Annotated in this window: 18 protein-coding genes; 9 read left to right on the top strand and 9 right to left on the bottom strand. The window is 62.0% G+C overall.

From position 1 onward, the window contains the following. The first annotated feature begins 19 nt into the window (after nt 1–19). From PR017_RS24635 to hydA, 4 genes are read left to right on the top strand one after another with little or no spacing between them, the layout of a single operon-like run. Entirely contained in the window at nt 20–694 is a 675-nt protein-coding gene (locus PR017_RS24635; protein ID WP_111221563.1) for an amino acid ABC transporter permease, read from the top strand. Continuing rightward, nucleotides 691–1,428 carry an amino acid ABC transporter ATP-binding protein gene (locus PR017_RS24640; protein ID WP_111221562.1) on the top strand — a complete coding sequence of 246 codons (738 nt, stop codon included), beginning with the start codon at nt 691–693 and terminating at the stop codon, nt 1,426–1,428. The genes PR017_RS24635 and PR017_RS24640 overlap by 4 nt, the downstream gene beginning before the upstream one ends. Before the next feature lie 30 nt (nt 1,429–1,458). Next, a complete protein-coding gene (locus tag PR017_RS24645) occupies nt 1,459–2,721 on the top strand; it encodes a cysteine desulfurase-like protein (RefSeq protein WP_111221561.1) in 1,263 nt (420 codons plus the stop codon). 29 nt (nt 2,722–2,750) lie between these two features. Further along, nucleotides 2,751–4,160: a dihydropyrimidinase gene (gene hydA / locus PR017_RS24650; RefSeq protein ID WP_111221560.1), complete on the top strand. Its 1,410-nt coding sequence runs from the start codon at nt 2,751–2,753 to the stop codon at nt 4,158–4,160. A gap of 11 nt (nt 4,161–4,171) precedes the next feature. Here hydA and PR017_RS24655 read toward each other — a convergent pair whose 3' ends face one another. Both PR017_RS24655 and PR017_RS24660 read right to left on the bottom strand, forming a co-directional pair. After that, the gene (locus PR017_RS24655) at nt 4,172–5,521 is read right to left on the bottom strand and encodes a sigma-54-dependent transcriptional regulator (RefSeq protein ID WP_111221559.1); all 1,350 of its coding nucleotides are present in this window, start codon (nt 5,519–5,521) and stop codon (nt 4,172–4,174) included. Further along, nucleotides 5,518–7,377, bottom strand: coding sequence for a sensor histidine kinase (locus tag PR017_RS24660; RefSeq protein ID WP_240539083.1), 1,860 nt, complete (start codon nt 7,375–7,377; stop codon nt 5,518–5,520). Before PR017_RS24660 ends, PR017_RS24655 begins: the two co-directional genes overlap by 4 nt. A 232-nt stretch (nt 7,378–7,609) precedes the next feature. Between PR017_RS24660 and PR017_RS24665 the strand changes: the two genes are divergently transcribed. After that, nucleotides 7,610–8,938: a dicarboxylate/amino acid:cation symporter gene (locus PR017_RS24665; RefSeq protein ID WP_111221604.1), complete on the top strand. Its 1,329-nt coding sequence runs from the start codon at nt 7,610–7,612 to the stop codon at nt 8,936–8,938. A gap of 102 nt (nt 8,939–9,040) precedes the next feature. Here PR017_RS24665 and PR017_RS24670 read toward each other — a convergent pair whose 3' ends face one another. Next, a complete protein-coding gene (locus PR017_RS24670) occupies nt 9,041–10,324 on the bottom strand; it encodes a D-tagatose-bisphosphate aldolase, class II, non-catalytic subunit (protein WP_111221557.1) in 1,284 nt (427 codons plus the stop codon). After that, nucleotides 10,324–11,313, bottom strand: a complete 990-nt coding sequence (locus tag PR017_RS24675) for a tagatose kinase (RefSeq protein ID WP_111221556.1) — start codon at nt 11,311–11,313, stop codon at nt 10,324–10,326. The genes PR017_RS24670 and PR017_RS24675 overlap by 1 nt, the downstream gene beginning before the upstream one ends. Before the next feature lie 312 nt (nt 11,314–11,625). On the opposite strand from PR017_RS24675, the gene PR017_RS24680 reads away from it, so the two are divergent. The 4 genes from PR017_RS24680 (at nt 11,626) to PR017_RS24695 (ending at nt 16,014) form a co-directional block, all read left to right on the top strand. Then, on the top strand, nt 11,626–12,939 hold the full coding sequence (locus PR017_RS24680) for an ABC transporter substrate-binding protein (protein WP_161959367.1): 1,314 nt from the start codon (nt 11,626–11,628) through the stop codon (nt 12,937–12,939). A gap of 117 nt (nt 12,940–13,056) precedes the next feature. Continuing rightward, nucleotides 13,057–13,827 (top strand): L-iditol 2-dehydrogenase, encoded by a 771-nt coding sequence (locus tag PR017_RS24685; protein WP_111221555.1) that lies wholly within the window; start codon nt 13,057–13,059, stop codon nt 13,825–13,827. Between the two features lie 42 nt (nt 13,828–13,869). After that, a complete protein-coding gene (locus tag PR017_RS24690; RefSeq protein WP_275113039.1) occupies nt 13,870–14,880 on the top strand; it encodes a zinc-dependent alcohol dehydrogenase family protein in 1,011 nt (336 codons plus the stop codon). 114 nt (nt 14,881–14,994) lie between these two features. After that, entirely contained in the window at nt 14,995–16,014 is a 1,020-nt protein-coding gene (locus PR017_RS24695) for a LacI family DNA-binding transcriptional regulator (protein ID WP_111221554.1), read from the top strand. Between the two features lie 1,085 nt (nt 16,015–17,099). Here the strand turns inward: PR017_RS24695 and rbsK are convergent. The 5 genes from rbsK to PR017_RS24720 all read right to left on the bottom strand — a co-directional run bounded on the left by rbsK (nt 17,100) and on the right by PR017_RS24720 (nt 23,081). Beyond that, complete coding sequence (gene rbsK, locus PR017_RS24700) at nt 17,100–18,026, bottom strand: ribokinase (RefSeq protein WP_111221601.1); 927 nt, start codon at nt 18,024–18,026, stop codon at nt 17,100–17,102. A 91-nt stretch (nt 18,027–18,117) separates the two neighbouring features. After that, nucleotides 18,118–19,050, bottom strand: coding sequence for a carbohydrate ABC transporter permease (locus PR017_RS24705; protein ID WP_111221553.1), 933 nt, complete (start codon nt 19,048–19,050; stop codon nt 18,118–18,120). Between the two features lie 10 nt (nt 19,051–19,060). Continuing rightward, entirely contained in the window at nt 19,061–20,170 is a 1,110-nt protein-coding gene (locus PR017_RS24710) for a carbohydrate ABC transporter permease (protein ID WP_425070055.1), read from the bottom strand. 113 nt (nt 20,171–20,283) lie between these two features. Then, on the bottom strand, nt 20,284–21,945 hold the full coding sequence (locus tag PR017_RS24715; RefSeq protein ID WP_111221552.1) for a type 2 periplasmic-binding domain-containing protein: 1,662 nt from the start codon (nt 21,943–21,945) through the stop codon (nt 20,284–20,286). A 74-nt stretch (nt 21,946–22,019) separates the two neighbouring features. Continuing rightward, nucleotides 22,020–23,081: an ABC transporter ATP-binding protein gene (locus tag PR017_RS24720; protein ID WP_111221551.1), complete on the bottom strand. Its 1,062-nt coding sequence runs from the start codon at nt 23,079–23,081 to the stop codon at nt 22,020–22,022. Nucleotides 23,082–23,138 lie beyond the last annotated feature (57 nt).

Below are 23,138 nucleotides of genomic sequence, written 5' to 3' on the forward strand. Positions count from 1 at the left end.
CGATCTGACCGGCGGTTTCATGGATATTTTCACGACATTCTTCAACGTTCCTGTCCTCATCAGGGCGTTTCCACTTCTGATATCGGGGCTCTGGGTGACGCTCGAGATCGGTATCACCAGCATTATCGCCGGCCTTGTCGGCGGCATGCTCCTGGCGCTGCTTCGCCTCTACGCGCCGGCACCGGTGCGGGCGATCGCCAAGATCTACACGGATTTCTTCCGGTCCATCCCGCTGCTCGTTTTGTTGATCATCGTCTACTATGCCCTGCCCTTCGTCGGCATCCGCTTTTCGCCGTTCTTCTCGGCCGTGGCAGCCCTGACGCTGGTGTCGATTGCCTATACTGCGGAGATTTTTAGGGCCGGCATCGAGGCTATCCCCCGTGGCCAGTTCGAGGCTTCTGAGGCACTGGGTCTTTCCTATCGGCCGATGATGATCGACGTCATCCTGCCGCAGGCGATCAAGATCGTCATTCCGCCGCTGACCAACAACTGCATCAACGTCATAAAGGACACGGCGCTCGCCTCCGTCGTCGCCATGCCGGATCTGTTGAAGCAGGCGACACAGGCACAGGCGCTGATGGCTAACCCCTCGCCGTTGATCGGCGCTGCCATCATCTATGTCGCCTTCCTCTGGCCGCTGGTGACCATCGTTGCCCGGCTTGAGAAACGCTTCAATGTCGGGAGGCGCTCATGAGGCCGATCATCACTATCCAGCGCCTCAAGAAGTCATACGGCGATTTCGAGGTGCTGCACGGCATCGATCTCGAGATTGGCGAAGGCGAGGTGGTCTGCGTCATCGGGCCATCCGGCTCCGGCAAGTCGACCCTGATCCGCTGCATCAACCATCTCGAGGCATTCTCGCCGGAGAGCACAATCCATGTCGACGGCATCAAGGTCGAGCGCGGCAAGGCGCTGGCGCAGGTCCGCGCCGAAGTCGGCATGGTGTTCCAGTCGTTCAACCTCTTTCCGCACCTGACCGTCCTGAAAAACGTCATGCTGGCGCCGATGCGGGTGCGCGGCACGACAACTGCAGATGCGGCCCGCAAGGCGCGCGAGTTGCTGACCCGCGTGGGCATCTCCGAGCAGTCCGACAAATATCCGGAGCAGCTTTCCGGCGGCCAGCAGCAGCGCGTCGCCATTGCCCGGGCGCTGGCCATGGAGCCGAGGGTCCTGCTGTTCGACGAGCCCACCTCCTCGCTCGATCCGGAGATGGTCGGCGAGGTGCTCGACGTCATGCGCAAGCTTGCCGGCACCGGCGTGACGATGATCGTCGTCACCCACGAGATGGGCTTTGCCCGCCAGGTGGCCGACAGGGTGATCTTCATGGATGGCGGGCGAATCATCGAGGCCGGCACGCCGGCGGAGATATTCGACGCGCCGCAACAGGAGCGCACCAAAAGCTTCCTGCGCGCCGTTCTCAATCATTGAAAAACAAAATATTCCGGGAGAGATCACCTCATGCAACGCCCCCTCGACATCGATTTTGCCAGAAGCCAGTTTCCAGGGCTCGGCAACGGATGGACATTTTTCGACAACGCCGGTGGTTCGCAAATCCTGAAGCCGGCGGTCGATCGCATGACCAGCTTCCTCTATGACAAGAACGTCCAGATCGGCGGCAGCTACGACGTCTCGCTGCAGGCGGCAAAGGCGCTTGCGGACGGGCGGATGGCGGCAATGCAGTTGGTCAATGCGTCGCGTCCCGAGGAAATCGTCTTCGGCGGCTCGACGACTGTCCTGCTGCAGAACCTGGCGAAGGGCATGCGCAGCCAACTGAAGCCGGGCGACGAGATCATCGTCACGATCTCCGACCACGAATCGAACATAGGCCCCTGGGAAGGCCTGACGGATGCCGGCATCGTCCTCAAGTTCTGGCCGCTTGATACCGAGACCTACGTGCTCGACATGGCCGATCTCGCGCCGTTGATGACGGAGCGGACGAAGCTCGTCTGCGTCACCCATGTCTCGAACATTCTCGGATCGATCAATCCAATCGCCGAGATTGCCGCTTTCGTCCATGCACGTGGCGCCCGTATCTGCGTCGACGCCGTCGCCTACGCGCCGCACCGCGCCATCGACGTGCAGGCATGGGATGTCGATTATTACGTCTTCAGCCTCTACAAGACCTACGGCCCACACTACGCGATGATGTACGGCAAATACGATCATCTGCTCGAGCTGGATCCGCTCTATCATTTCTTCTACGGGCGGGACAAAGTGCCCGGCAAGCTCGAGCCCGGCAATGCCAACTACGAGCTCGCTTATTCGCTGACCGGCATCGTCGATTATCTGGCCGAACTCGGTGAACGCGCCGGCGCAAGCGGCGGTCTGCGTGAAAAGATCGTCACGGCCTTCGACGTCATCGCGAAGCAGGAAAACGCGCTGGCGGACCGGCTGCTCGGCTACCTCGGCAGCCGCAACGACTGCCACATATTCGGCGAACGCGACAATGCGCGCGGAAGCCGCATACCGACCATCAGCTTTGCCTTCGAGGGGCGCAATTCCGAAAGCATCTGCAAGGCCATGGATGCCCACAAGATCGCCATCCGCTTCGGAGATTTCCACGCGCGACGGCTTGGCGATCACATCGGCTTGCCGCAATATCATGGGGCTGTGCGCGTCTCCATGGTCCACTACAACACGCTGGAGGAAGTCGACCGGTTGATTGCGTCGCTTGACGCGATCCTTGGCAGCGACGTCGGCATGCTCAGCGCGACAGCCTGAAGAAGAGCCCGAAAGAGAGAGAGTGCAGCATGCGGTTCGATACGATCATCAGGAACGGAACTGTCGTCACCGATAGCGAAACGTTCGAATGCGACGTCGGCATTATCGATGGCCGGATCGCAGCGCTCGAAACTGGTCTCGCTGATGCCGCCGAGATTATCGACGCGACAGGGCTCTACGTCATGCCGGGAGGCATCGACAGCCACGTCCATCTCGCCCAGCCTTCCGGCGACGGTATCGTCATGGCCGACGATTTCGCCAGCGGCACGTTATCGGCGGCCTTTGGCGGCAACACGACGGTGCTGCCTTTCTGCATGCAGGAGAAGGGCACGAGCCTGCGCGAGGGCCTGAAGGTCTATCATGCCAAGGCGGATGGGGAGTGCTACGTCGATGTCGCCTTTCATCTCGTCGTCACCGACCCGACCGCGGCCGTCCTCGGCCAGGAGCTTCCGGCGCTGGTCAATGACGGCTACACCTCGATCAAGGTGTTTATGACGTATGAAAGCCTGCGGCTTCGCGATGACCAGATCCTCGATACGCTCGACGCCGCAAGACGGTCCGGTGCTGTCGTCATGGTCCATTGCGAGAACGAAGACGCCATCCAGTTTCTGATCGGTAAGCACGAGGCACAAGGCGAGCTAGCGCCGAAATACCACGCCTCCAGCCGGCCGATAGCCGCCGAGCGGGAAGCCACCCATCGCGCCCTGTCGCTGGCCGAAATCGTCGAGACGCCGATTGTCATCGTGCATGTCTCCAACCGACAGGCGATGGAAGAGATCCAGCGGGCGCGCTCACGCGGCGTCAACGTCGCCGGCGAGACCTGCCCGCAATATCTGCTGCTGACCGCTGACGATCTCGATGCGGCCGAGCTGGAAGGCGCCAAGTTCGTCTGCTCGCCGCCGCCGCGCGATGCGGAAAGCCAGATCGCCTGCTGGGAGGGCCTGCAGAACGGTACCTTCGAGCTGTTCTCCTCAGATCATTGCCCTTTCCGCTACGACGACGACCAAGGCAAGCTCAATGAGAAGGGAAAGCACAATTTCCGCTGGATACCGAACGGCATTCCGGGTGTCGAGACGCGGTTGCCGATCCTGTTCTCCGAGGGTGTCGGCAAGGGGCGGATCGATCTCAACCGCTTTGTCGCGCTGTCGTCGACGAACCATGCCAAGCAATACGGTCTTTACCCGCAGAAGGGCACCATCGCCATCCGCTCGGATGCCGATATCGCTCTCTGGGATCCCCTGCGGTCCGTGACCATCAGCAACGATATCCTGCATCACGGCGCCGACTATACGCCCTATGAGGGCCTCGAGGTCACCGGCTGGCCGGTGCGCGTCATTCTCAGGGGCAAGACCATCGTCAACGGCGATAGTCTGGAAGGCACCAAGCAGATGGGCCGCTACCTCCAGCGTCCGGGTGGTCTCAGCGCCGAGCGTGCCTGAGGCGCCATCCCCTACTTCACATAGTCTCCGCGCGTAATACCGTGCCTTTGCAGCTTGTCGTAAAACGTCTTGCGGGGGATGCCGAGTGCTTCGATCGTCAGCCGTATGTCGCCGTCGTGTTCCCGGAGAGTGCTTCGGATCAGATCGGCTTCGTATTGCTCCATCCGCGCAGGCAGCGATAGGATCGGGCTGGATCCGTCATTGGCTCCCGGCGGCGCAAGGCCGGTGTCGGCGAGGCCGAGGACGAAGCGCTCAGCGAAATGCGCCAGTTCGCGGACGTTGCCCGGCCATTCGTGCGCCTGGAGATAGCGGTGCACATCCGGCGGCACGGCCGGTGGCTGCTTGTTGAACCGGACGGCGGCACGATCGACGAAATGGCCGAAAAGCAGCGGGATGTCGGCGCGCCGGTCGCGCAGCGGCGGAATGGAGATTGTCACCACGTTGAGCCGATAGAACAGATCCTCGCGAAAGCCTTGCCGCTGACCAGGATCGCTAAGGTCGATCTTGGCGGCCGCGACGACACGAAGATCGACCGGCCGGATGTCGTTGGTGCCGAGCGGTGTGACTTCGCGCATCTCCAGCACCCGCAGCATCTTGACCTGCGCCGACTGCGGCATGCTCTCGATCTCGTCCAGAAACAGCGTGCCCTCGCCGGAGTGTTCGATGCGGCCGATGCGCTTCTTCTGGGCGCCGGTGAAAGCGCCGGCTTCGTGGCCGAACAGCTCGCTCTCGATCACGCTTTCCGGCAGCGCGCCGCAATTGAGTGCGACGAAATTGCCCTTCGAGCGGCGGCTCCAGCGATGCAGCAGGCTGGCCACGACTTCCTTGCCGCTACCCGTCTCGCCTGTCACGAGCACGTCGACATCGGTATCGGCAATCTGGCGCAGTGTGCGCCGTAGCCGCTCCATCGCCGGTGTCTGGCCGATCAGTGGCAGGCCGTCCTGCGCCTGGTCGGTTGCTTCGCGCAGCCTCCTGTTGTCGAGAACGAGCCGCCGTTTCTCGACGGCCCGCCGCACGCTCTGCACCAGCCTGTCCGTTGCGAAGGGTTTCGGGATGAAGTCATAGACGCCGTCCTTGATGGCCTGCACCGCCATCGGGATATCGCCGTGGCCGGTCATCAGGATCACCGGCAGGTCGTCGTCCTGTTGCTGGACGCGGTCAAAAAGCTCCAGCCCGTCCATGCCAGGCATTCGGATATCCGAGACGACGACGCTGACGGCAGCGATGTCGAGGGCCTCGACAGCATCGCGTGGCCGAGAAAATGCGCTGACGGAAAAGCCGGCAAGTTCAAGTGTCTGGGCCGTTGCCCGCAGCAGGTCGGCATCGTCGTCGACGAGCAGGATGAGCGGCGCTTCGTTCATGAGGGTGCCTTTGGCAGATGGAGGACGAAGCGCGTGCCGGTCTCGCCGCTGTCGACATCGATGCGACCGCCGAAATCGGCCGCGATGTCCTTGGAGATGACGAGGCCAAGACCAAGGCCGCCGGGCTTCGAGGTGTTGAACGGGGTAAACAGCGAATCGAGAATTTCCGGCGCGATGCCCGGCCCGTTGTCGGCGATGCTGATGGCGATTTCGTGTGGCGTCTCGCAGACCGATACCGCAACCCGCGCGTCGTTGCGCCCCTCGAGCGCTTCCAGCGCATTCTGGAAGAGATTGATCAGCACCTGCTCCAGCCGGACGCGGGTGCCCATGACCATCATGCCCCGGGGCGGCAGGTCTATCGCCAGCGCCTCGATTTGCCCGGCAAAGCGACTGCGGAGCAGCACCACGGCGCCTTCGATGATGCCGCGGACATCGACCGGCACAGGCGACGTCCGGCCTTTGCGGGCAAAGGCTTTCAGTTCCTCCGTGATCGTGCCGATCCGCTCGGTCAGCGAGGCGATCAGGCTGAGGTTTTCCCTGGCAGGCCCGGGTTGATGGCGTTCCAGAAAGATCTGGGCGTTGTCGGCATAGGCACGGATGGTGGCAACCGGCTGGTTGATTTCATGGGCGACGCCGGCCGCCACCTGGCCGAGGATCGCCAGCCGGTTCGCCTGGACGAGTTCCTGCTGAACCACCTGCAGCTTGGCCTCCGTCGTCCGGTGGCCGGAAATCTCTGCCTCGAGACGGTCTCGCGCGCGGCTGAGATCGTCGGTGCGCTCGAGCACCCGGCGCTCCAGTTCCTCGCGGGCTACACGCCCGACGGCAAGCTCCATCGCGGAGACATGCCGGCGACGCAACAGGAAGGCGGCAAGCGCCAGAACCGGCAGGACTATCGCAAGCGCGATGAAGCGATCCTCGCGGATATTGGTCGCGATCGCAGCGTCCGTCGGCACGAGATAGTTCAGCGTCCACGGCGTCGAGGGCACCGCCGCTTTCAGGCGCAGATATTCTCCGGCGTTGGTGCCGGGCAGCACAGCGCGGACAATCGATGCATCCGCATCGCGCGCCACCGGCGCGGTGATCGGCAGGGGGGTGAGCGTCGCGTCGCCAAACTGCAGGCTTCGGCGGATGGCCGACAGGCGGTCGCTCGCCAGCGGTGCATCCGTCATGAAACGCCAGGACGGGATGCTGGTCACAAGGACGATGCCCCGGTCGTCAGTGACATAGGCAGGGCGCGCGGTCTCGCGCCAGTCGGCTTCCAGCTGATCGAACTCCATCTTGACGACGACCACGCCGATGGGTGACCGAGGGTCTCCGACGCGGCGGGAGATATAGAGGCCGGGCCGATTGCTGGTGTTGCCGAGGGCGAAATGTTCGGCCGTTCCGTCGACAATGGCGCGGCGAAAATAGTCGCGGAAAGAGTAATCCTTGCCGACGAATGTCAGCTGGTCCTGCCAGTTGCTGGAGGCAATCGCGATCCCGTTTCTGTCGATGACATAGAGCACGGAGGCCTTGGTGCCGGAGACCAGGCTTTCCAGTTTGCGATCCAGTAGCCGCACGGGCTGGTCGTCTGCGGTAGCAAGGGCGTCGCGCACCTGCAGGTCGTCGGCCAGCAGCAACGGCAGGGCGCGTGGCCGCTCGAGGACCGCCCGCAGCAAGGCGATTTTCAGATTGGCATCGGTCCGCCCCTGGTCTGCCAGCGCATGTACTGCAACCGACCGTCCGTAGATGCCGGCCGTATAAAGCACGACAGTCAGGACCAGCGCGCTGGTGGCAGCAAAGGCGAGCCATATGCGGCGGTGGCGCTGAGCAAGGTCCAGAGGTGTCTGGTTGTGAGGTTGGGGGCGATGAAACATGCTGCATCTGTGCATAATCCCAGCCAGACCTCAACGGCTTTGTGCGGATTTCCGCACTACAAGCGCCGAATTGGTCGAACGGCTTTCACTAAACTCCATTTTACGCAAACACTTATGACATCTGCGGAGATTGGCATGGATGTTGCAAGTCATGCAGCTTGCAGTCGGAGGGCTGCTTGTCATTTGCAGCCCGGAGGGCCGAGAGATCGGTTTGGGCGAAGAGGAGGATCTTGTGATAATTCCTGACGCTGGTAGCCCGACCAAGGGCAAACTTCCCTTTTATCGACAGATGTACGTGCAGGTTCTGACGGCCATTGCCGCCGGTATTCTGCTCGGACATTTCTATCCCCAGGTTGGCGCTTCCATGCAGCCGCTTGGAGATGCCTTCATCAAGCTGGTGCGTATGGTCATCGCTCCCGTGATCTTCCTGACAGTGACGACCGGTATCGCCGGCATGTCGGACCTGAAGAAGTTCGGTCGCGTCGTCGGCAAGGCGCTGCTCTACTTCCTGATCTTCTCGACGCTTGCTCTCGTCGTCGGCCTCGTGGTGTCGAATGTCCTGCAGCCCGGCGCGGGCATGCATATCAATGCAGCCACTCTCGACACCAAGGCGGTCAACACCTATGCCGCCCAGGCGCACGATGCGACGATCATCGGCTTCCTGATGAACATTATCCCCGACACAATCGTCGGCGCCTTTGCCAAGGGCGACATCTTGCAGGTGCTGTTCTTCTCGGTGTTCTTTGGCATCGCGCTCGGTGCCGTCGGAGAGCGTGGACGCGTGGTCTCGGATTTCCTTCAGGCGCTGACGGCCCCGATCTTCCGCCTCGTCGCCATCCTGATGCGCTTTGCGCCCATCGGCGCCTTCGGTGCCATGGCCTTTACCATCGGCAAATACGGGATCGGCGCGATTGCCAATCTCGCGTTCCTGATCGGCACTTTCTACCTGACCTCGATCCTGTTCGTGCTGGTCGTGCTCGGTGCCGTCGCATGGTACAACGGTTTCTCGATTCTCAACCTGCTTCGCTACATCAAGGAAGAGCTCCTGCTCGTTCTCGGTACGTCTTCCTCGGAGGCTGCGTTGCCAGGCCTGATGAACAAGATGGAGCGGGCCGGCGTCAAGCGGTCGGTCGTCGGGCTGGTCATTCCGACCGGTTATTCGTTCAATCTCGATGGCACCAACATCTATATGACGCTGGCGGCATTGTTCATTGCCCAGGCAACCGACACACCACTGACCCTCGGCGACCAGATCCTGCTGCTGGCGGTGGCGATGCTGAGTTCCAAGGGTGCTGCCGGCATCACCGGCGCCGGCTTCATTACGCTGGCCGCGACACTGTCCGTCGTCCCCTCGGTGCCAATCGCCGGCATGGCGCTTATCCTCGGTATCGACCGCTTCATGTCGGAATGCCGTGCGCTGACCAATCTGGTCGGCAATGCGGTTGCGACTGTCGTCGTGGCGCGTTGGGAGAACGAACTGGATGAAGTCCAGTTTGCTGCGGCGATGAAGGGGGAGCTTTCGGGCGACCCGGAGGTCCCTGCCCTGCAGGCCGCCGAGTGATATCAGGCGTTGACTGATCTTCGGCATGGCGCTCGCACCTCGATCGCCATGCCCCCTAAAAATCACCTATCCGCCGATGCGTTAAGCGATGTCTCCGCTGCATCAAGCGGACGCCGGTTGCTCCAGGCACGCGGCGTCATAGGTCTCAAGGACGGCATCGACCGACCGGATGAGAACGAGTTCGGGATCTATCGGAATCCCCGACGATATAGCAAGGTTCGGCAGGAACTGCCTGGCGACGGTTTCCGGGATGACGACGCCACGCAGCGCCAGCAGCAAATTTTTGACCGCCTCCGCTGCCTGCGGCTTGCCCCAGTAATAGCGTATCCGGTCGCTGTAGCTGTAATGCCGCTCCACTCTCAGCGCATTCCCCTCCCCATGATAATGGCCAAGCCAGTTCGCGGGATCGGCGAGCATCGTGTCTTCCATGGCGTGTATCAGCGATCGGTCGCCATAATCCGAGACCAGTTCCGACGCGATCAGGTCGAGGCCGTACAGGGCTTCGCGGTAGGCGAAAGTCAGGCCGGGTCCGACCTTCAGGATAGGATAGCCATCGCGCACCAGTGCCGACAGCGCCTCGGCGGTCTGGTAGTCGGTGGAATGGGCCTCGAAGACGAAGTGAGGGACCTCATCGAGGACAGCGCCGAGATCCGATGCCGCCTCCGGCCTGTAGGCGATGACGTTGGCATTGCCGAATTCGACGCCGGGCTGGACGACGAAGGCGATCACCCGGGAGAAGGCATCGGCAAGTCCTGCCCGCTCGAATACCTCGCGGTGAATCTCGATGGTCGAACGTGCGTCACTGGCTGAAGTCGGCGCCACCGTATCGAGGGCGTGGTCGGCGCCGCCGGGTATCGGTACCTCGGTACCGAGCACATAGACAGGCGGGGCGAGGCCGTTGGCCCGGGCTGCCTGCTCGGCGACTGCGGCAAGACGGGCTGCACGCTCGGCGATGATCCGGTCGCCGAGGCTCGCTGGCTCGCCGGCGCAGGCCATCGACGTATCCAGATGGATCTTGCTGAAGCCTGCCAGAACGTAGTCCCGGACCAGCGTCTCGGATTTCGACATGGCCGCCTCGGCAGTCTCTTTCTTCCATGGGTTTGGACCGAGATGATCGCCGCCGAACAGGATGCGGGAGCGCTCCAGGCCTTCGTCTTTGGCGATCGCGCAGACAAAGTCGATGAAGGCTGCCGGCGTCATGCCAGTGTAGCCGCCAAACTGATTGACCTGGTTGCACGTTGCCTCGATCAGCACCTGGCGACCGTTATTTTTGGCTCGGCGCAACGCTGCCCGCAGCACCGTCGGGTGAGCGGAGCAGACAGAGGTGATGCCGAACGGCGAGCCCTCTTTCCGGCAGGTGGCGAGGCATGTCAGCAGCTGGTTCATCAGGTTACCCTCGGTGTGGTTCGCGCAAATTCCTGCAGTTCCTCAAGGCTGGAGACGCCCTCCATCGGCCCCTGCCGCGTGACGTTGCGGGCGCCGGCGGCGTTGGCCAGCAACAGCGCGCGCTCCGGCGTCGAGCCCATTCGCCGAGCGGTAAGATAGGTGGCGCCGAAACAATCGCCGGCGCCGGTCGGATCGACTTCGGAAACCGCGAAGGCGGCGGCATGAAGCGGCGGCGATCCCGGCGCAAAACAGGAAGAGCCATGGCGGCCGCGCTTCAGCACGATCTCGCCAATGCCGATACCGAGAAGCTTGTCGATGGCAGTCGGTTCGTCGCTGGTATCGGCTGCAATCAGCAGTTCGTCATCGGACGGCAGCAGCAGGTCGGTGACGGCGAGCATGTCATCGAGCACCTGCCTGCCCTCCCCGCCATTTGCCAGTTCCTTCCGAACATTGGGGTCGAAGGATACCGAGCCGCCACGGGCCTTTATCGCCGAGACGGCAAAATGGATAATGTCGGAGACGCCCGGAATGGCGAAAGCCGATCCCATGACATGCAAGTGGCCGCCGCGCTCGATCAGCGCCCTTGCGGGTGCCGTCAGCTGGATCCGGCCGGCAGCGGAGCTGGCGATATTGAAAACGAAATCGCGGGCGCCATCCGGTCGGTAGCGTACGAAAGCGCTGCCCGTTGGGAGATCGCCGATGACAGATATGGCCGAGACGTCGACACCGTCGCGCCGCAGCCTGTCGATATTGAGCTTGCCGAAATCGTCGTTGCCGACGCTGGCGATGATGCCAGCCGATCCGCCCATGCGCGCGACCTGGTCGATGAAGATCGCGGGCGCGCCGCTGGCAAAGGGGCCGATCAGAGCCTGCGGCTCCAGAAAACCGTGGCCGACCGTCGTTGCCATGATCTCCACCAGGATTTCGCCGATCGTGATCGTCGGCCCGAGCGCTTCAGGCGCAAGCCCTCCGGTCTGTAAAGCAGACATCTTACCTCCCTCGCCCCGCCAAGGACGGATAATGCAATGCGGCGGTCCCTCTTGGCTAAAGAAAGGGAAATCGCGAGTCAACAGAATTTGACGCGAGTAAATTAGCGCATGCCTTGCGGATTGCTTATTTCCTGTGCAGGTAAGCGTAATCAAGCAAATAAAACAGCCATTATGCCGTATGATTTTCGAGATATGACCGGAAATTCGGCAGCGTTCATCTTCGGTCGGTTGACAGCAGGACGCTTCGTTGCAATAAAACTTTACGCATGTAATTTTATGCGTAGGTTTTCTTTCGGGAGGAGAAACGAAGTCATGACAACAATTATTCGCACGCTGACCGCATCTGCCGTCGGCATCGGCCTGATGGCAGGAATGGCCCAGGCCGAGGAACTGACGATTGCCACCGTCAACAATGGTGACATGATCATCATGCAGAAGCTGGCGCCCGAGTGGGAGAAGAAGACGGGCAACAAGCTGAACTGGGTGGTGCTCGAGGAAAATGTCCTTCGCCAGAAGCTGACCACCGACATTGCCACGAAGAGCGGCCAGTTCGACATCATGACCATCGGTGGCTACGAGGCGCCGATCTGGGGCAAGTCCGGCTGGCTGGAGCCGGTTGGCGATCTCGGCAGCGACTATGACTACGACGACCTTCTGGCGCCGATCAAGGCCGGCCTGACAGTCGACGGCAAGCTCTACGCGGTACCGTTCTACACCGAAAGCTCGTTCACGCTGTACCGCAAGGACCTGTTCGATGCGGCCGGTCTCAAGATGCCGGAGAAGCCGACCTACGACCAGATCAAGGAATACGCGGCCAAGCTCACCGACAAGTCGAAGGAGCATTACGGTATCTGCCTTCGCGGCAAGCCGGGCTGGGGCGAGAACATGGCGTTCCTCGGAACCATGATCAACACCTATGGCGGCAGCTGGTTCGACATGAAATGGAAGCCGCAGATCAATTCGGCGCCCTGGAAAAAGGCCGTCACCGACTACGTCGAGCTGCTGACCAAATACGGTCCTCCCGGTGTGACATCGAATGGCTTCAATGAAAACCAGGCGCTGTTTGCGACCGGCCATTGCGCCATGTGGATCGACGCAACGTCGGCCGCCGGCCGCGTGTTCGATCCGAAGCAGAGCAAGGTTGCCGACAAGATCGCTTTCACGGCCGCCCCGATAGCGGTCACCCCGAACGGCGCTAGCTGGTCCTGGTCGTGGAACCTGGCGATCCCGGCAACATCGACCAAGGTCGAGGCCGCCAAGTCGTTCGTCAAATGGGCGACCTCCAAGGACTATGTGAAGCTGGTGGGAGAGAAGGAAGGCTGGGTCGCCGTGCCGCCGGGCACGCGCAAATCGACCTATGACCTGCCGGAGTACCAGAAGGCAGCGCCATTTGCCGCGGCCGTGCTGAAGGCCATCCTGTCGGCCGATCCGACCAAGGCCACGAAGGATCCGGTGCCCTATACCGGCGTCCAGTTCGTCGCCATTCCTGAGTTCCAGGGCATCGGCACCATCGTCGGCCAGCAGATATCGTCTGCGCTTGCCGGTCAGCAGACCGTCACCGCCGCCCTCGACAATGCCCAGAAACAGGTCGAGCGCGACATGAAGAAGGCCGGCTATCCGAAATGATCGATACCGCTCGCGGCTTGCCGCCGCGAGCACCCTCCCGGGCGTTGGAAGTTTAACCTTCCCAAGGTCAGGGCTTTCCGGCAGACATTCGTCAGTATCTAGAATTTGGAGCGTGTTATGAGATTGAAGGACAAAGTCGCGCTGATTACCGGCGGTGCCCGCGGTATCGGCCTTGGTTTTGCAGAAGCCTTCGTCAAGGAAGGTGCGCGGGTCGTCATCGCCGACATCGACATCGACCGTGCCTCCAAGGCCGCCGCTGTCATTGGCGATCGCGCCAGCGCCGTCAAGCTCGACGTCACCGATCTTTCGGCCATCGAGAGCGTCGTCAAGTCGGTCGACCAGGAGTTCGGCGGCATCGACATCCTCATCAACAATGCCGCCATCTTCGACATGGCGCCGATCAACGAGATTACCGAGCAGAGCTACGAGCGTATCTTCGACATCAATCTCAAGGCGCCGCTGTTCATGATGAAGGCGGTCTCCAACGCCATGATCGCACGCGGTCGCGGCGGCAAGATCATCAACATGGCGAGCCAGGCCGGTCGTCGCGGCGAAGCGCTGGTGACCCTCTATTGCGCCTCCAAGGCGGCGATCATCTCGGCCACCCAGTCTGCGGCGCTCGCCCTCGTCAAGCACGGCATCAACGTCAACGCCATCGCCCCCGGTGTCGTCGACAGCGAAATGTGGGATGTCGTCGACGCCAGCTTTGCCAAGTGGGAAGGCCTCCAGCCCGGCGAGAAAAAGGCAGCCGTCGCCAAATCCGTGCCGATCGGCCGCTTCGCGACACCCGACGATCTCAAGGGTATCGCTGTCTTTCTCGCATCCTCCGAAAGCGACTACATTCTCGCCCAGACCTACAATGTCGACGGCGGAAACTGGATGAGCTGACCTTACGGTCGGCGATCGCCTGAAGGCGTGCGGGAGGAAGTGTTGGAAGCCATCAATTATACGGCCCTCGGCGTTGCCTATATCGCCGACCTGCCGATGCCGACGCTTTTGCACGGCCAGGCGCTGATCCGGGTCAAGGCATCCGGTCTGTGCCACACGGATATCGACGTTCTCTATGGTCGCTACGGCGAGGGGCATTTTCCAGTTGTCCCCGGCCATGAATATGCGGGCGTCGTCGAGGCCGTCGCCGACGATGTGCAGTCGGTCAAGGTCGGCGCCCGCGTGGTCGTCGATCCCAACCTCACCTGCGGGCATTGTGACGCCTGCCTGAAGGGGCTCGGCAATCTCTGCCGGACGCTGAAGGCCTACGGGGTCACCCACAATGGCGGTTTCGCAGCCTACAGCGCCGTCGACGCCGGGCACCTGCACGAGATCGGCGACATGCCCTTCGAGCTCGCAGCACTTGCCGAGCCGCTCGGCTGCGTCCTCAACGGTCTGCGCAGTGCCAACCTTGTCACCGGTGCCCACGGCACGCAGAGGGCATTGGTCTTCGGTGCAGGGCCGATCGGGCTGCTGCTCGCCCTGTCGCTGAAGGCCGAGGGCGTCGCCGCCGTGACGGTTGCCGACATCAACGAACGTCGTCTCGACTTTGCCGGTAGCCTCGGGCTTGGCACCGCCGTCTCTGGGTCGGCGGATCTGGCCCGCTGCCTGCGCCAATTCGATTTCGTCGCCGATGCCACGGGAATTCCCGCTGTCGTCGAGGGCATGGCCGATTTTACCGCCGATGGCGGCACCATGCTGGTGTTCGGCGTCTGCGCGCCGGATGCCCGGGTGGCGATCGCACCGTTCGAGATTTTCAGGCGGCAATTGAAGCTTGTCGGTTCCCATTCGCTGAACGGGACCATTCCAGATGCACTTGCGATTCTGAAACGGGATGCAGACCGGATGGGGCGGCTTGTGTCGCACCGGCTGCCTCTCGCCGAGGTGCTGCCGTTCCTGACCAGCAAGTCGAAGGACGCGGCGACCATGAAGGTACAATATGTCGCCGACTAAGTGAATTTCCGGCATCGATTGCGCGCGGATTCCGGCTTTTCGCCCGGAGGCGCGTGATCTACAGGTGAACTCCTGACCGATGGGAGAGACAATGTGGCGAAACCGATAAGGACGATGGAGGATTTTTCCGAACTCGTCGGCCTGTCCCGTCCGACCGTGTCGAAATACTTCAACGATCCGAGCTCGGTGCGCCGCAAGACGCGGGATCTCATCGAGGATGCGCTGAAGAAATCCGGCTTTCGTCCCAACATGTTCGCCGTCAACCTCAATCGCCGGCGCAGCAATATCATCGGCGTCATCATCCCGAATTCGACCGATCCGTTCTACATGGCGCTCACCCGCCGGATCGAGCTCATCGCCAACGAGGCCGGGTTTCTGGCTTTCGTGCTGTCCTCGGATGGCAAGGCCGGCATGGAGGACGAGGCGATCAAGACCTTCAAGTCGCTGAATGTTGCCGGCGCCATCATCGCGCCGCTCGGGATAGAATCGCACCACGCGACGCTGCAGCAGCTCGGCCAGAGTATTCCCCTCGTCTATGTGGACTCGCCGCTCGACGAGACCTCTGCTTTCGTCGGCACCAACAACCGCCAGAGCTTCAGCCTCATCGTCGACTACCTCTGCCGCTCCGGCGAGCCGCCCTGCTATTTCGGAATGCCTGACGTCAACACCAATGCCGCGACCAGGCGCCTTGCCTATATCGAGGCGATGGAGCAGTTCCGCCTCACCCCCGAACTCGTGGGGCTGTCCCCCGTTGCCAGTTGGGATTTCGAGCGTTTTGGCTTCGAGGAGGCAAACCGTATCCTCGCGTCGACATCCGGCTTTCCCTGTAGGACCATCCTTTGCGCCAACGACCGCGTCGCCTTCGGCGTTATTTCCGCCGCCTACCAGAAGGGACTGCGGGTCGGGCACGGCGCCGATTGCGACCTGCGCGTCGCCGGCCATGACGATCATCCGCTGTCGCGCTACGCCTGTCCGCCGATCACCACGGTTGCCCAGAACTACAACGAGATCGGCAAGCTCGCCATCGAACTCCTGCTCGACAAGCTCGGCGAAACCACCGGTACCTCACCATCCGGCACCGTCGAGGAACGCATCCTGCTCAATGCCGAACTCATGCTGCGAAGTTCCGCCTGATGGCATCGGTTTGATCCAGGGGCTCGGTTACCGGCAATTGTCGTCTGCATGGCTTCTCGTAGAGTGGCCCACGCCTCTCCGTTCACGCGGCCTGTTCGGTCCGTGTCATGACAATTCTGATGGCCGGGGCACACCGAGTGCCTGATGATTTTTTAGTTAAGTGACACCAGATGTGCCCCGTTCGACAGTTTTTATCCGCAACTCCGGATCCTCTGTTTCCGACCCAGGTCCCGTTTCGGGGAAAAGCTGCCGGAGTTATGCCACACAGGCACGCCGAGCCTAGGGGCTCGAAGGGATCCACTTTCTGCGGACCCTCGAAGACGTGCCTGCGTAGACAGCAACCCCTCCAAGACCCGGTCCCACCTCGCCGGCAACGCAGACCGGTGTATCCGATGGCGGAACGGCCCGAGTATAGATCGGGTCGAAAGCATGGGGATGAAATTATGATGCCGGCATTGTTTCCAAACGGAAATCCCAACGGCTTATCCCCATGAGGTGCCGCGAGCAGGGGCGATGGAGGAATATGTGTGGATGGTCTGGGTCTGGGTGTGCGTATGAGGTCAGAGAGCAACCCCAACTTCCCTCATTCCTGTGCCTGTCACAGGAAACCAGCCGCCCAAGTCCTTGGGCGATAAACACTTTCGCCACCAGCAGAGAGTCCTCCCACGGCCCAGACGCGCCGTGACTGGATTCCTGTGACGGGCACAGGAATGAGGGGTTTGGGGGCGTCCTAGGCGAGGTTTGACCTTAAAGGGTGTGGCAGTAAGTGACCGGTCTTTCACTGGGAAGTTTGCCTCAATCTGCTTGCGTTTGCAATATCTTGACTATCCTACTCGGTTTTCCTCCGGAATATGGCCATGGCCGAAGTCTCGGTGGGTGCTCGGCGGAAAGCGGAATTTTGAGGGGGTGCGGAGAACGCGCTGCCGACATATGCGCATTTGTCTAACGGTCTTCCTGTCAATGGCAACTACTGAACCTAAAGCCCCGCCCAGACCTTAGCCGAAATGACGTCCATTGTCATAAAGTCAATCGCGCGATGACAACCACGACGCGGAGGCTTTACCGCCTCCCCTGATGATCAGCCTCTACTTCGTCGAAGCAAGCAGCGCCTCGATCTCGCTGCGCGTCGGCATGGCGGGCGCTGTTCCGCGGCGCGTCACGGCTATGCCGGCGGTGGCGCAGCCGAAGCGGACGGCATCGAGCGGCGCCGAACCGCGCGATATCGCCGCGGCAAAACCGCCGACGAAGGCATCGCCAGCGCCCGTGGTGTCGATCACCGGTCCGTAGCTCATGGCCGGGACATGCACGGATGTGCCTGCGTCGTGGTAATAGACGCCGCGCCCGCCGAGCGTGATGACGGCGGCACCGACACCGCGCGCGACCAGCGCTTCGCCGGCCCGCTTCGCATCCTCGATGGTGTCGAGGGAAAAGCCGACGAGGGCTGCAGCTTCCGTCTCGTTCGGGACGATATAGTCGCAGAGGTCGAGCATCGCCTCGGGAAAGGCTTCGGCCGGTGCCGGATTGAATATCGTCGTGACGCGGGCCGCCCGTGCAATGGCAATGGCATGCAGTGCGGCGACGGCCGGCTGCTCGAGTTGCGTGACGAAGACTGCCGACTGGCGGATCGTCTCGCGCGCTGCCTCGACATCATCGACACCGATGGTGCCGGCAGCGCCCGGATAGACGATGATGGCGTTGTCGCCGGTGCTGTCGTTGACATAGATGAAGGCCGCGCCCGTCGGCTCGTCGTCCATGACCACCAACAGCGGCTTCACCCCGGCATCGGCGTAGGTTTTCTGCGCAAGATCGCCGAAAGTATCGCGGCCGATCTTGGAGATGAACGTGACCTCAGCGCCGGCCTTGGCGGCGGCGACCGCCTGGTTCGAGCCTTTTCCGCCGGGGCCGACGGCAAAGCCGCTGCCCTTGATGGTCTCGCCGACATCCGGCATCCGGGGTGCCAGATAAGCTGTGTCGGCCACGAAGATACCGAGGATCGTAACGCCTGTTCCCACCATGATCACCCCTTGTCGACATTCAGTGTCTGCGCCGGATCATATCCGTCCTATCGGCCGTCTCGCAACTGCCAGCTTCGATGCAGTCCGGCTACTTGACGGCACCTGCCGTCAAGCCCTTGACGATGTAGCGCTCGAGGAAAATACCGATGAGGATCAGCGGCAGGATCGCGGCCGTCGAGATGGCGGCCATCGACCACCAGTTGATCCCCTGCGATCCCGTCTGGCTCGCCACCATGACCGGCAGTGTCTTGGCGCTGGAACTGGTCAGCAGGGCTGCAAAGAAATATTCGTTCCAGCAGAGAATGACGGAGAGGATGAAGGCCGCCACCATGCCGGGCAACGCAATCGGCAGCACGATGCGCACGAAGGCGCCCCAGATGGAGCAGCCATCGACCAGGGCTGCCTGTTCCAGCTCGACCGGGATCGTGTCGAACTGGTCGCGCATGATCCAGATGACGATCGGCAGCACCATGAGCGTGTAGATGAGGATGAGGCCGACCAGCGTGTCGAGCAGCATCAGGTGCTTGTAGAGCACGAGGAAAGGCATGGCGAGAACCACCGGCGGCAGGATCAACTGCGACAGGAAGAAGAAGGAGATATCCTTGTTGCGCATCCAGAGAAACCGGTAGGAGAACCGGCTGAGCCCATAGGCGGCGAGCGAGCCGATGACGACCGCAAGCAGTGCCCCGCCGGACGATGCGATTATGCTGTTCAGGAACCGCATCATGAACTCGTCGCGCACGGTCGACTGCACGAAGATCGTGTCCGGCGACAGGCCGAGAGAGCGCCAGCCTTTCCAGTCCGGGGTGAAGTCGACGAACGGGATCATATTGCCCTGCGTCACATTCACAGCCGTCTTGAACGACGTGGTGATGGTCCAGTAGATCGGAAAGAGTGAGATGAACGCCCAGAACACCAGTGCGGCATAGATCAGCAGGCTGCTTGTCAGAAACGCCGGACGCCGCGCCCAGAGGCCGGGCTGCCTGGTCGAGGATGCGTGAACGGGTTGGCTTGTCGACATCGGTCAGCCCTCAATTTGCACGTTGCATCCACCGGCTCGCCAATTTCAGGATCAGCGAGACGAAGATGATGATGACGACGAGGTAGAATTCCGCGAGCATCGTGCCGTATCCGACATTCGAGCGATCCCGGTATTCGCGGAAGATGAAGCTCGACACCGTATCGGTGGCGCCGCCCGGCCCGCCCGCGGTGACATTGATGACGATATCGGCGAGCTTCAGTTCGAAGATGACGCGCAGGATGACGACGGTCAGGCTGACCGGCAGCATCAGCGGAAAGGTAATCTCCTTGAAGCTCTGCCAGCCCGAGGCGCCATCCACCTTGGCGGCTTCCTTGACCTCCGTCGGCAGGGCCTGGAGGCCGGCCAAAAGCAGGATCATCATGAAGGGGATGGAAACCCAGCCGTCCATCGCCATGATCGAGGCGCGGGCCAGCGCTGGGGTCGAGAAGAAGGCGGGATTTTCCCAGCCGAGATGACGCGCCAGCGTTGCCGCCGGGCCAAAGCGATATTCCATCAGCGATTTGCCGATCATCCAGCTGACGGCGACCGGGCTCAGCATCAGCGGCAGAAGGAACGCGACGCGGAAAAACTTGCGAGCCCTGATCTCGGCATTGAGCAGCAGCGCCAGTCCGAATGCGATCGCGTACTGCACCAGCACGGAGAGAACATAGTAGACCATGTTCAACAGCGCATTCCAGAAATAGACATCCGCAAACAGGGTGCGGAGATTGTCGAGGCCGTTGAACTGCCGGCCGTTCGCCGCGCTGAGGTTCCAGTCGGTGAAGGCGATGTAGAGGCCGAAGACCGTCGGGAAGATCACCATCGCCACGGTGAACAGGACTGCCGGAAGCACGAACGCGGCCCGCTGTCCGGCTTCGCCACGGATCATCACCTGGGCTGCACAGAGCGCCACAGACCAGACGACATAGGCATAGACCAGCGGTCGCCAGCTGACGAGCCCGATGGCCGTCACGCCGGATGCATCGAGGATCTGCAGGATGAGCACGGTCACAAGCAGGACGCTTGCCCCGATCAGCAGAAGGCGGCCCTGCCGCGCGGACGGGCTTGGCGCCCCCACCGGCTCGATCGTGCCGATAACCGGCATATTCGCATGCGACATAAGCACATCCCTGGCTAACCCGGACAAATTCTGCAGCCGGCCGGACTCCGGTCCCGCAGTCCGTCAGGCAACGCACGCAGCGGCGCCTGACGGGGTAGGCTTCTTAGGCGCGATCAGACGCCGAGCGAGGCCTTGTAGAGCGCGATCTGTTTTTCGCGCCCGAGCTGGTCGGTGATCTTCTCCCAGGCAGCCGCGATGGCATCGGCGCCGGCCTGTGGCTTCACCTGACTGGCGAACACCTTGGCCAATTCATCTTCCGCAACGCTGTAGTACTGGAAGATGCCGGGAATGCGGGGTTCGATTGCCGCATTCGGGTGGTTGTACGAGTTCGACTGCGAGGCGAGGTAGTTGGAGATGTAGGCCTCCTCGTAGCCGGCCGCGACCCATTCCTTGATGTCGAACTGGCTCTTGCGGTAGCACTGGAAGCCGGACGGATAGGCGGCGGTCCAGAGTGCCAGGTCCTTGCCGCCGAGATGGGCAGCGGCGCTCCAGGCGGCCTTCTTCTTCTTCTCGTCGCTGTCGACCCTCGCCATCACGTAGACGCCCCAGCCGAGATAGGCCATGTTCGGCGCATAGTTCGGCCCGCTGGCGAGCTTTTCCCATTTGCCGGTCTTGGAATTATAGACATCGTCCGATCCGGGCAGGATGTCGAAGGCGACCGTCGTGCCGACCACGGAGCTGTCGCTGGTCTGCGCGCTCTGGCCGACGTCACCCCACCAGGAGATCATCGAGCCGGTGCCGGCGAGGAACTGCTGGAAGGCCGTCGTGCCTGGATCGGCGTTCAGCTGATCGCCCGATTCCGATGGCAAAGCGTCGACCACGTCCTGGATCGCGCGCACCCAGGCCGGGTTGTTGATGCGTGGCTTCATCGTGTCGATGTCGAACAGCCAGGCCTTGTCTTCCGGATGCTTGGCATAGGCCGTGGCGCGGCTGCCGAGGAAATAGAAGCCGAAACCGCCCCAGGCCTTGGGCGCATCGAGGTAGCCGATGGCATCGGCGCCGGCGATCTTCTTGCCCTTCAGGAACTTGGTGACTTCCTGGACCTTCTGCCAGGTCTTCGGCACGCCCCACTCGCCTTCATGGCCTTCGCTCTTCCAGGCCTTGGCAAGGTCGGCGTCGGTGAAATAATCGGTACGGTAGTTGAAGTTGTGGCAGTCGCCGTCGACGGAGACACGGTAGGTCTTGCCATCCCAGGTGCCGACCGGCGCCTTCAGATAATCGACGTAGTCGTCCATGTCGATCTGCGCCTTGACCCAGTCGGGCATGACCGAGGCAAGGCCCTTGCCGCAGACGTCACCCTCGAACGGTGCGCCCATTTCGAGAAGGTCGAAGTCGACGGTGCCGGTGGCGATGGCCTGCTGCAGGCGCGGATTATAGTCGGCCTGGGCAAGGTCGATCCAGGTGATCTTGGCGCCGGTATAGTCTTCCCAGGGCTTCAGGAAGCCACGGAAGAGGAGGTTGTGGAGGTTCTGGTTGTTCAGCCCCATGAAGGAGAGCTGGACACCGGCGAACTCGCCCTGCTTGACGTTGGCCTTCGTCGCATCGAGGCACATCTGGCCGACCTTCTGCCAGTCGGCATCGGTCGGCGACCCCTTGCCGACGCCCGGCACCTGCAGGATCTGCGAGCGCAGCGACGCGTCGGCCGCAAAGGCATTGCCAAATGGCGCAAGCACGCTGCCAGCCGCAGCAAGCGCCCCAAGGCCCGCGCTTGTCTTCAAAATGGCGCGGCGGCTGAGCGCCATGGCCATCATTCGTTCGTAATCGCCAACTTTCATTTCTCTCTCCTCCCGTGAAGTTGCCACGCATCGTGGCGTTTGCCGCTCCCCCCTCGGAGCGCATTCCTGAAAACTCAGTCGAGACGCAAGCCGCTCTCAGCATCGAAAAGATGCACCATCGCCGGATTGGGCGTCATCGCAATGGGCTGGCCGGATGCAGCCTCGACGCGGTCGCGAAAGACGCCGATAATCTTCTGCTGTCCGAGGCGGGCAAACACTTGCGTCTCGGAGCCGGTCGATTCGACGATGGTGAGATCAGCCCTGACATCGCCGCCGAGCACGAAATGCTCCGGTCGGATCCCGTAATAGGCAGGCTTTCCATCGGACCCTGCCGGTGCTCCGGAGAGCGGAAGCCGGATGCCGTCGTCGGTTTCGAAGAACGGCTCTGCGCCTGCACGGATATGGCCCTTGACGAGGTTCATCGACGGCGAGCCGATGAAGCCGGCGACGAAGGTGTTGGCCGGCCTGTCGTAGAGCGTCAGCGGCGAGCCGATCTGCTCGACCCGGCCATCCCGGAGGACGACGATGCGGTCGGCCATGGTCATGGCCTCCACCTGGTCGTGGGTCACGTAGATCATCGTCGTCGCAAGGCGGCGCTGCAGTTCCTTGATCTCGGCGCGCATCTGGACGCGCAGCTTGGCATCGAGGTTGGAGAGCGGCTCGTCGAAAAGGAACACCTTGGGATCCCGCACGATGGCGCGTCCCATGGCCACACGCTGCCGCTGGCCGCCGGAAAGCTGGCGCGGATAGCGAGAAAGATAGGGCACGAGATCGAGGATTTCAGCTGCCTTGCGGACGCGGGCGTCGATATCGGCCTTGCGCTCGCCGCGCATCTTCAGCGCAAAACCCATATTGTCGGCCACGGTCTTGTGGGGATAAAGCGCGTAGCTCTGGAACACCATGGCGATGTCGCGATCCTTGGGCGGCAGGTTGTTCACCACCTTCCCGTCGATCTCGATGTCACCGAAGCTGATGGGCTCGAGGCCAGCGACCATGCGCAGCAAGGTCGACTTTCCGCAGCCGGACGGCCCGACCAGAACGACGAATTCGCCGTCCGGGATTTCAACGGAAACGCCGTGGATAACCGTCAGGCTACCGTAGGCCTTACCGACATTGACGATATTCATCGATGCCAAAAACAAATCTCCTGCCCAATAGGCTGCGCTCTCCCCGCAGCATGCGATCGGTCTCCG

Origin of the sequence: Rhizobium tumorigenes, from assembly GCF_003240565.2 — a bacterium.
Classification (GTDB): Bacteria; Pseudomonadota; Alphaproteobacteria; order Rhizobiales; family Rhizobiaceae; genus Rhizobium; species Rhizobium tumorigenes.

What these genes read in the sequence shown, in the direction of transcription:
- PR017_RS24635 (WP_111221563.1), top strand. Translation starts at nt 20, where the DNA reads ATGGATATTTTCACGACATTCTTCAACGTTCCTGTCCTCATCAGGGCG.
- PR017_RS24640 (WP_111221562.1), top strand. Translation starts at nt 691, where the DNA reads ATGAGGCCGATCATCACTATCCAGCGCCTCAAGAAGTCATACGGCGAT.
- PR017_RS24645 (WP_111221561.1), top strand. Translation starts at nt 1,459, where the DNA reads ATGCAACGCCCCCTCGACATCGATTTTGCCAGAAGCCAGTTTCCAGGG.
- hydA (WP_111221560.1), top strand. Translation starts at nt 2,751, where the DNA reads ATGCGGTTCGATACGATCATCAGGAACGGAACTGTCGTCACCGATAGC.
- PR017_RS24655 (WP_111221559.1), bottom strand. Translation starts at nt 5,521, where the DNA reads ATGAACGAAGCGCCGCTCATCCTGCTCGTCGACGACGATGCCGACCTG.
- PR017_RS24660 (WP_240539083.1), bottom strand. Translation starts at nt 7,377, where the DNA reads ATGTTTCATCGCCCCCAACCTCACAACCAGACACCTCTGGACCTTGCT.
- PR017_RS24670 (WP_111221557.1), bottom strand. Translation starts at nt 10,324, where the DNA reads ATGAACCAGCTGCTGACATGCCTCGCCACCTGCCGGAAAGAGGGCTCG.
- PR017_RS24675 (WP_111221556.1), bottom strand. Translation starts at nt 11,313, where the DNA reads ATGTCTGCTTTACAGACCGGAGGGCTTGCGCCTGAAGCGCTCGGGCCG.
- PR017_RS24680 (WP_161959367.1), top strand. Translation starts at nt 11,626, where the DNA reads ATGACAACAATTATTCGCACGCTGACCGCATCTGCCGTCGGCATCGGC.
- PR017_RS24685 (WP_111221555.1), top strand. Translation starts at nt 13,057, where the DNA reads ATGAGATTGAAGGACAAAGTCGCGCTGATTACCGGCGGTGCCCGCGGT.
- PR017_RS24695 (WP_111221554.1), top strand. Translation starts at nt 14,995, where the DNA reads ATGGAGGATTTTTCCGAACTCGTCGGCCTGTCCCGTCCGACCGTGTCG.
- PR017_RS24705 (WP_111221553.1), bottom strand. Translation starts at nt 19,050, where the DNA reads ATGTCGACAAGCCAACCCGTTCACGCATCCTCGACCAGGCAGCCCGGC.
- PR017_RS24710 (WP_425070055.1), bottom strand. Translation starts at nt 20,170, where the DNA reads ATGTCGCATGCGAATATGCCGGTTATCGGCACGATCGAGCCGGTGGGG.
- PR017_RS24715 (WP_111221552.1), bottom strand. Translation starts at nt 21,945, where the DNA reads ATGAAAGTTGGCGATTACGAACGAATGATGGCCATGGCGCTCAGCCGC.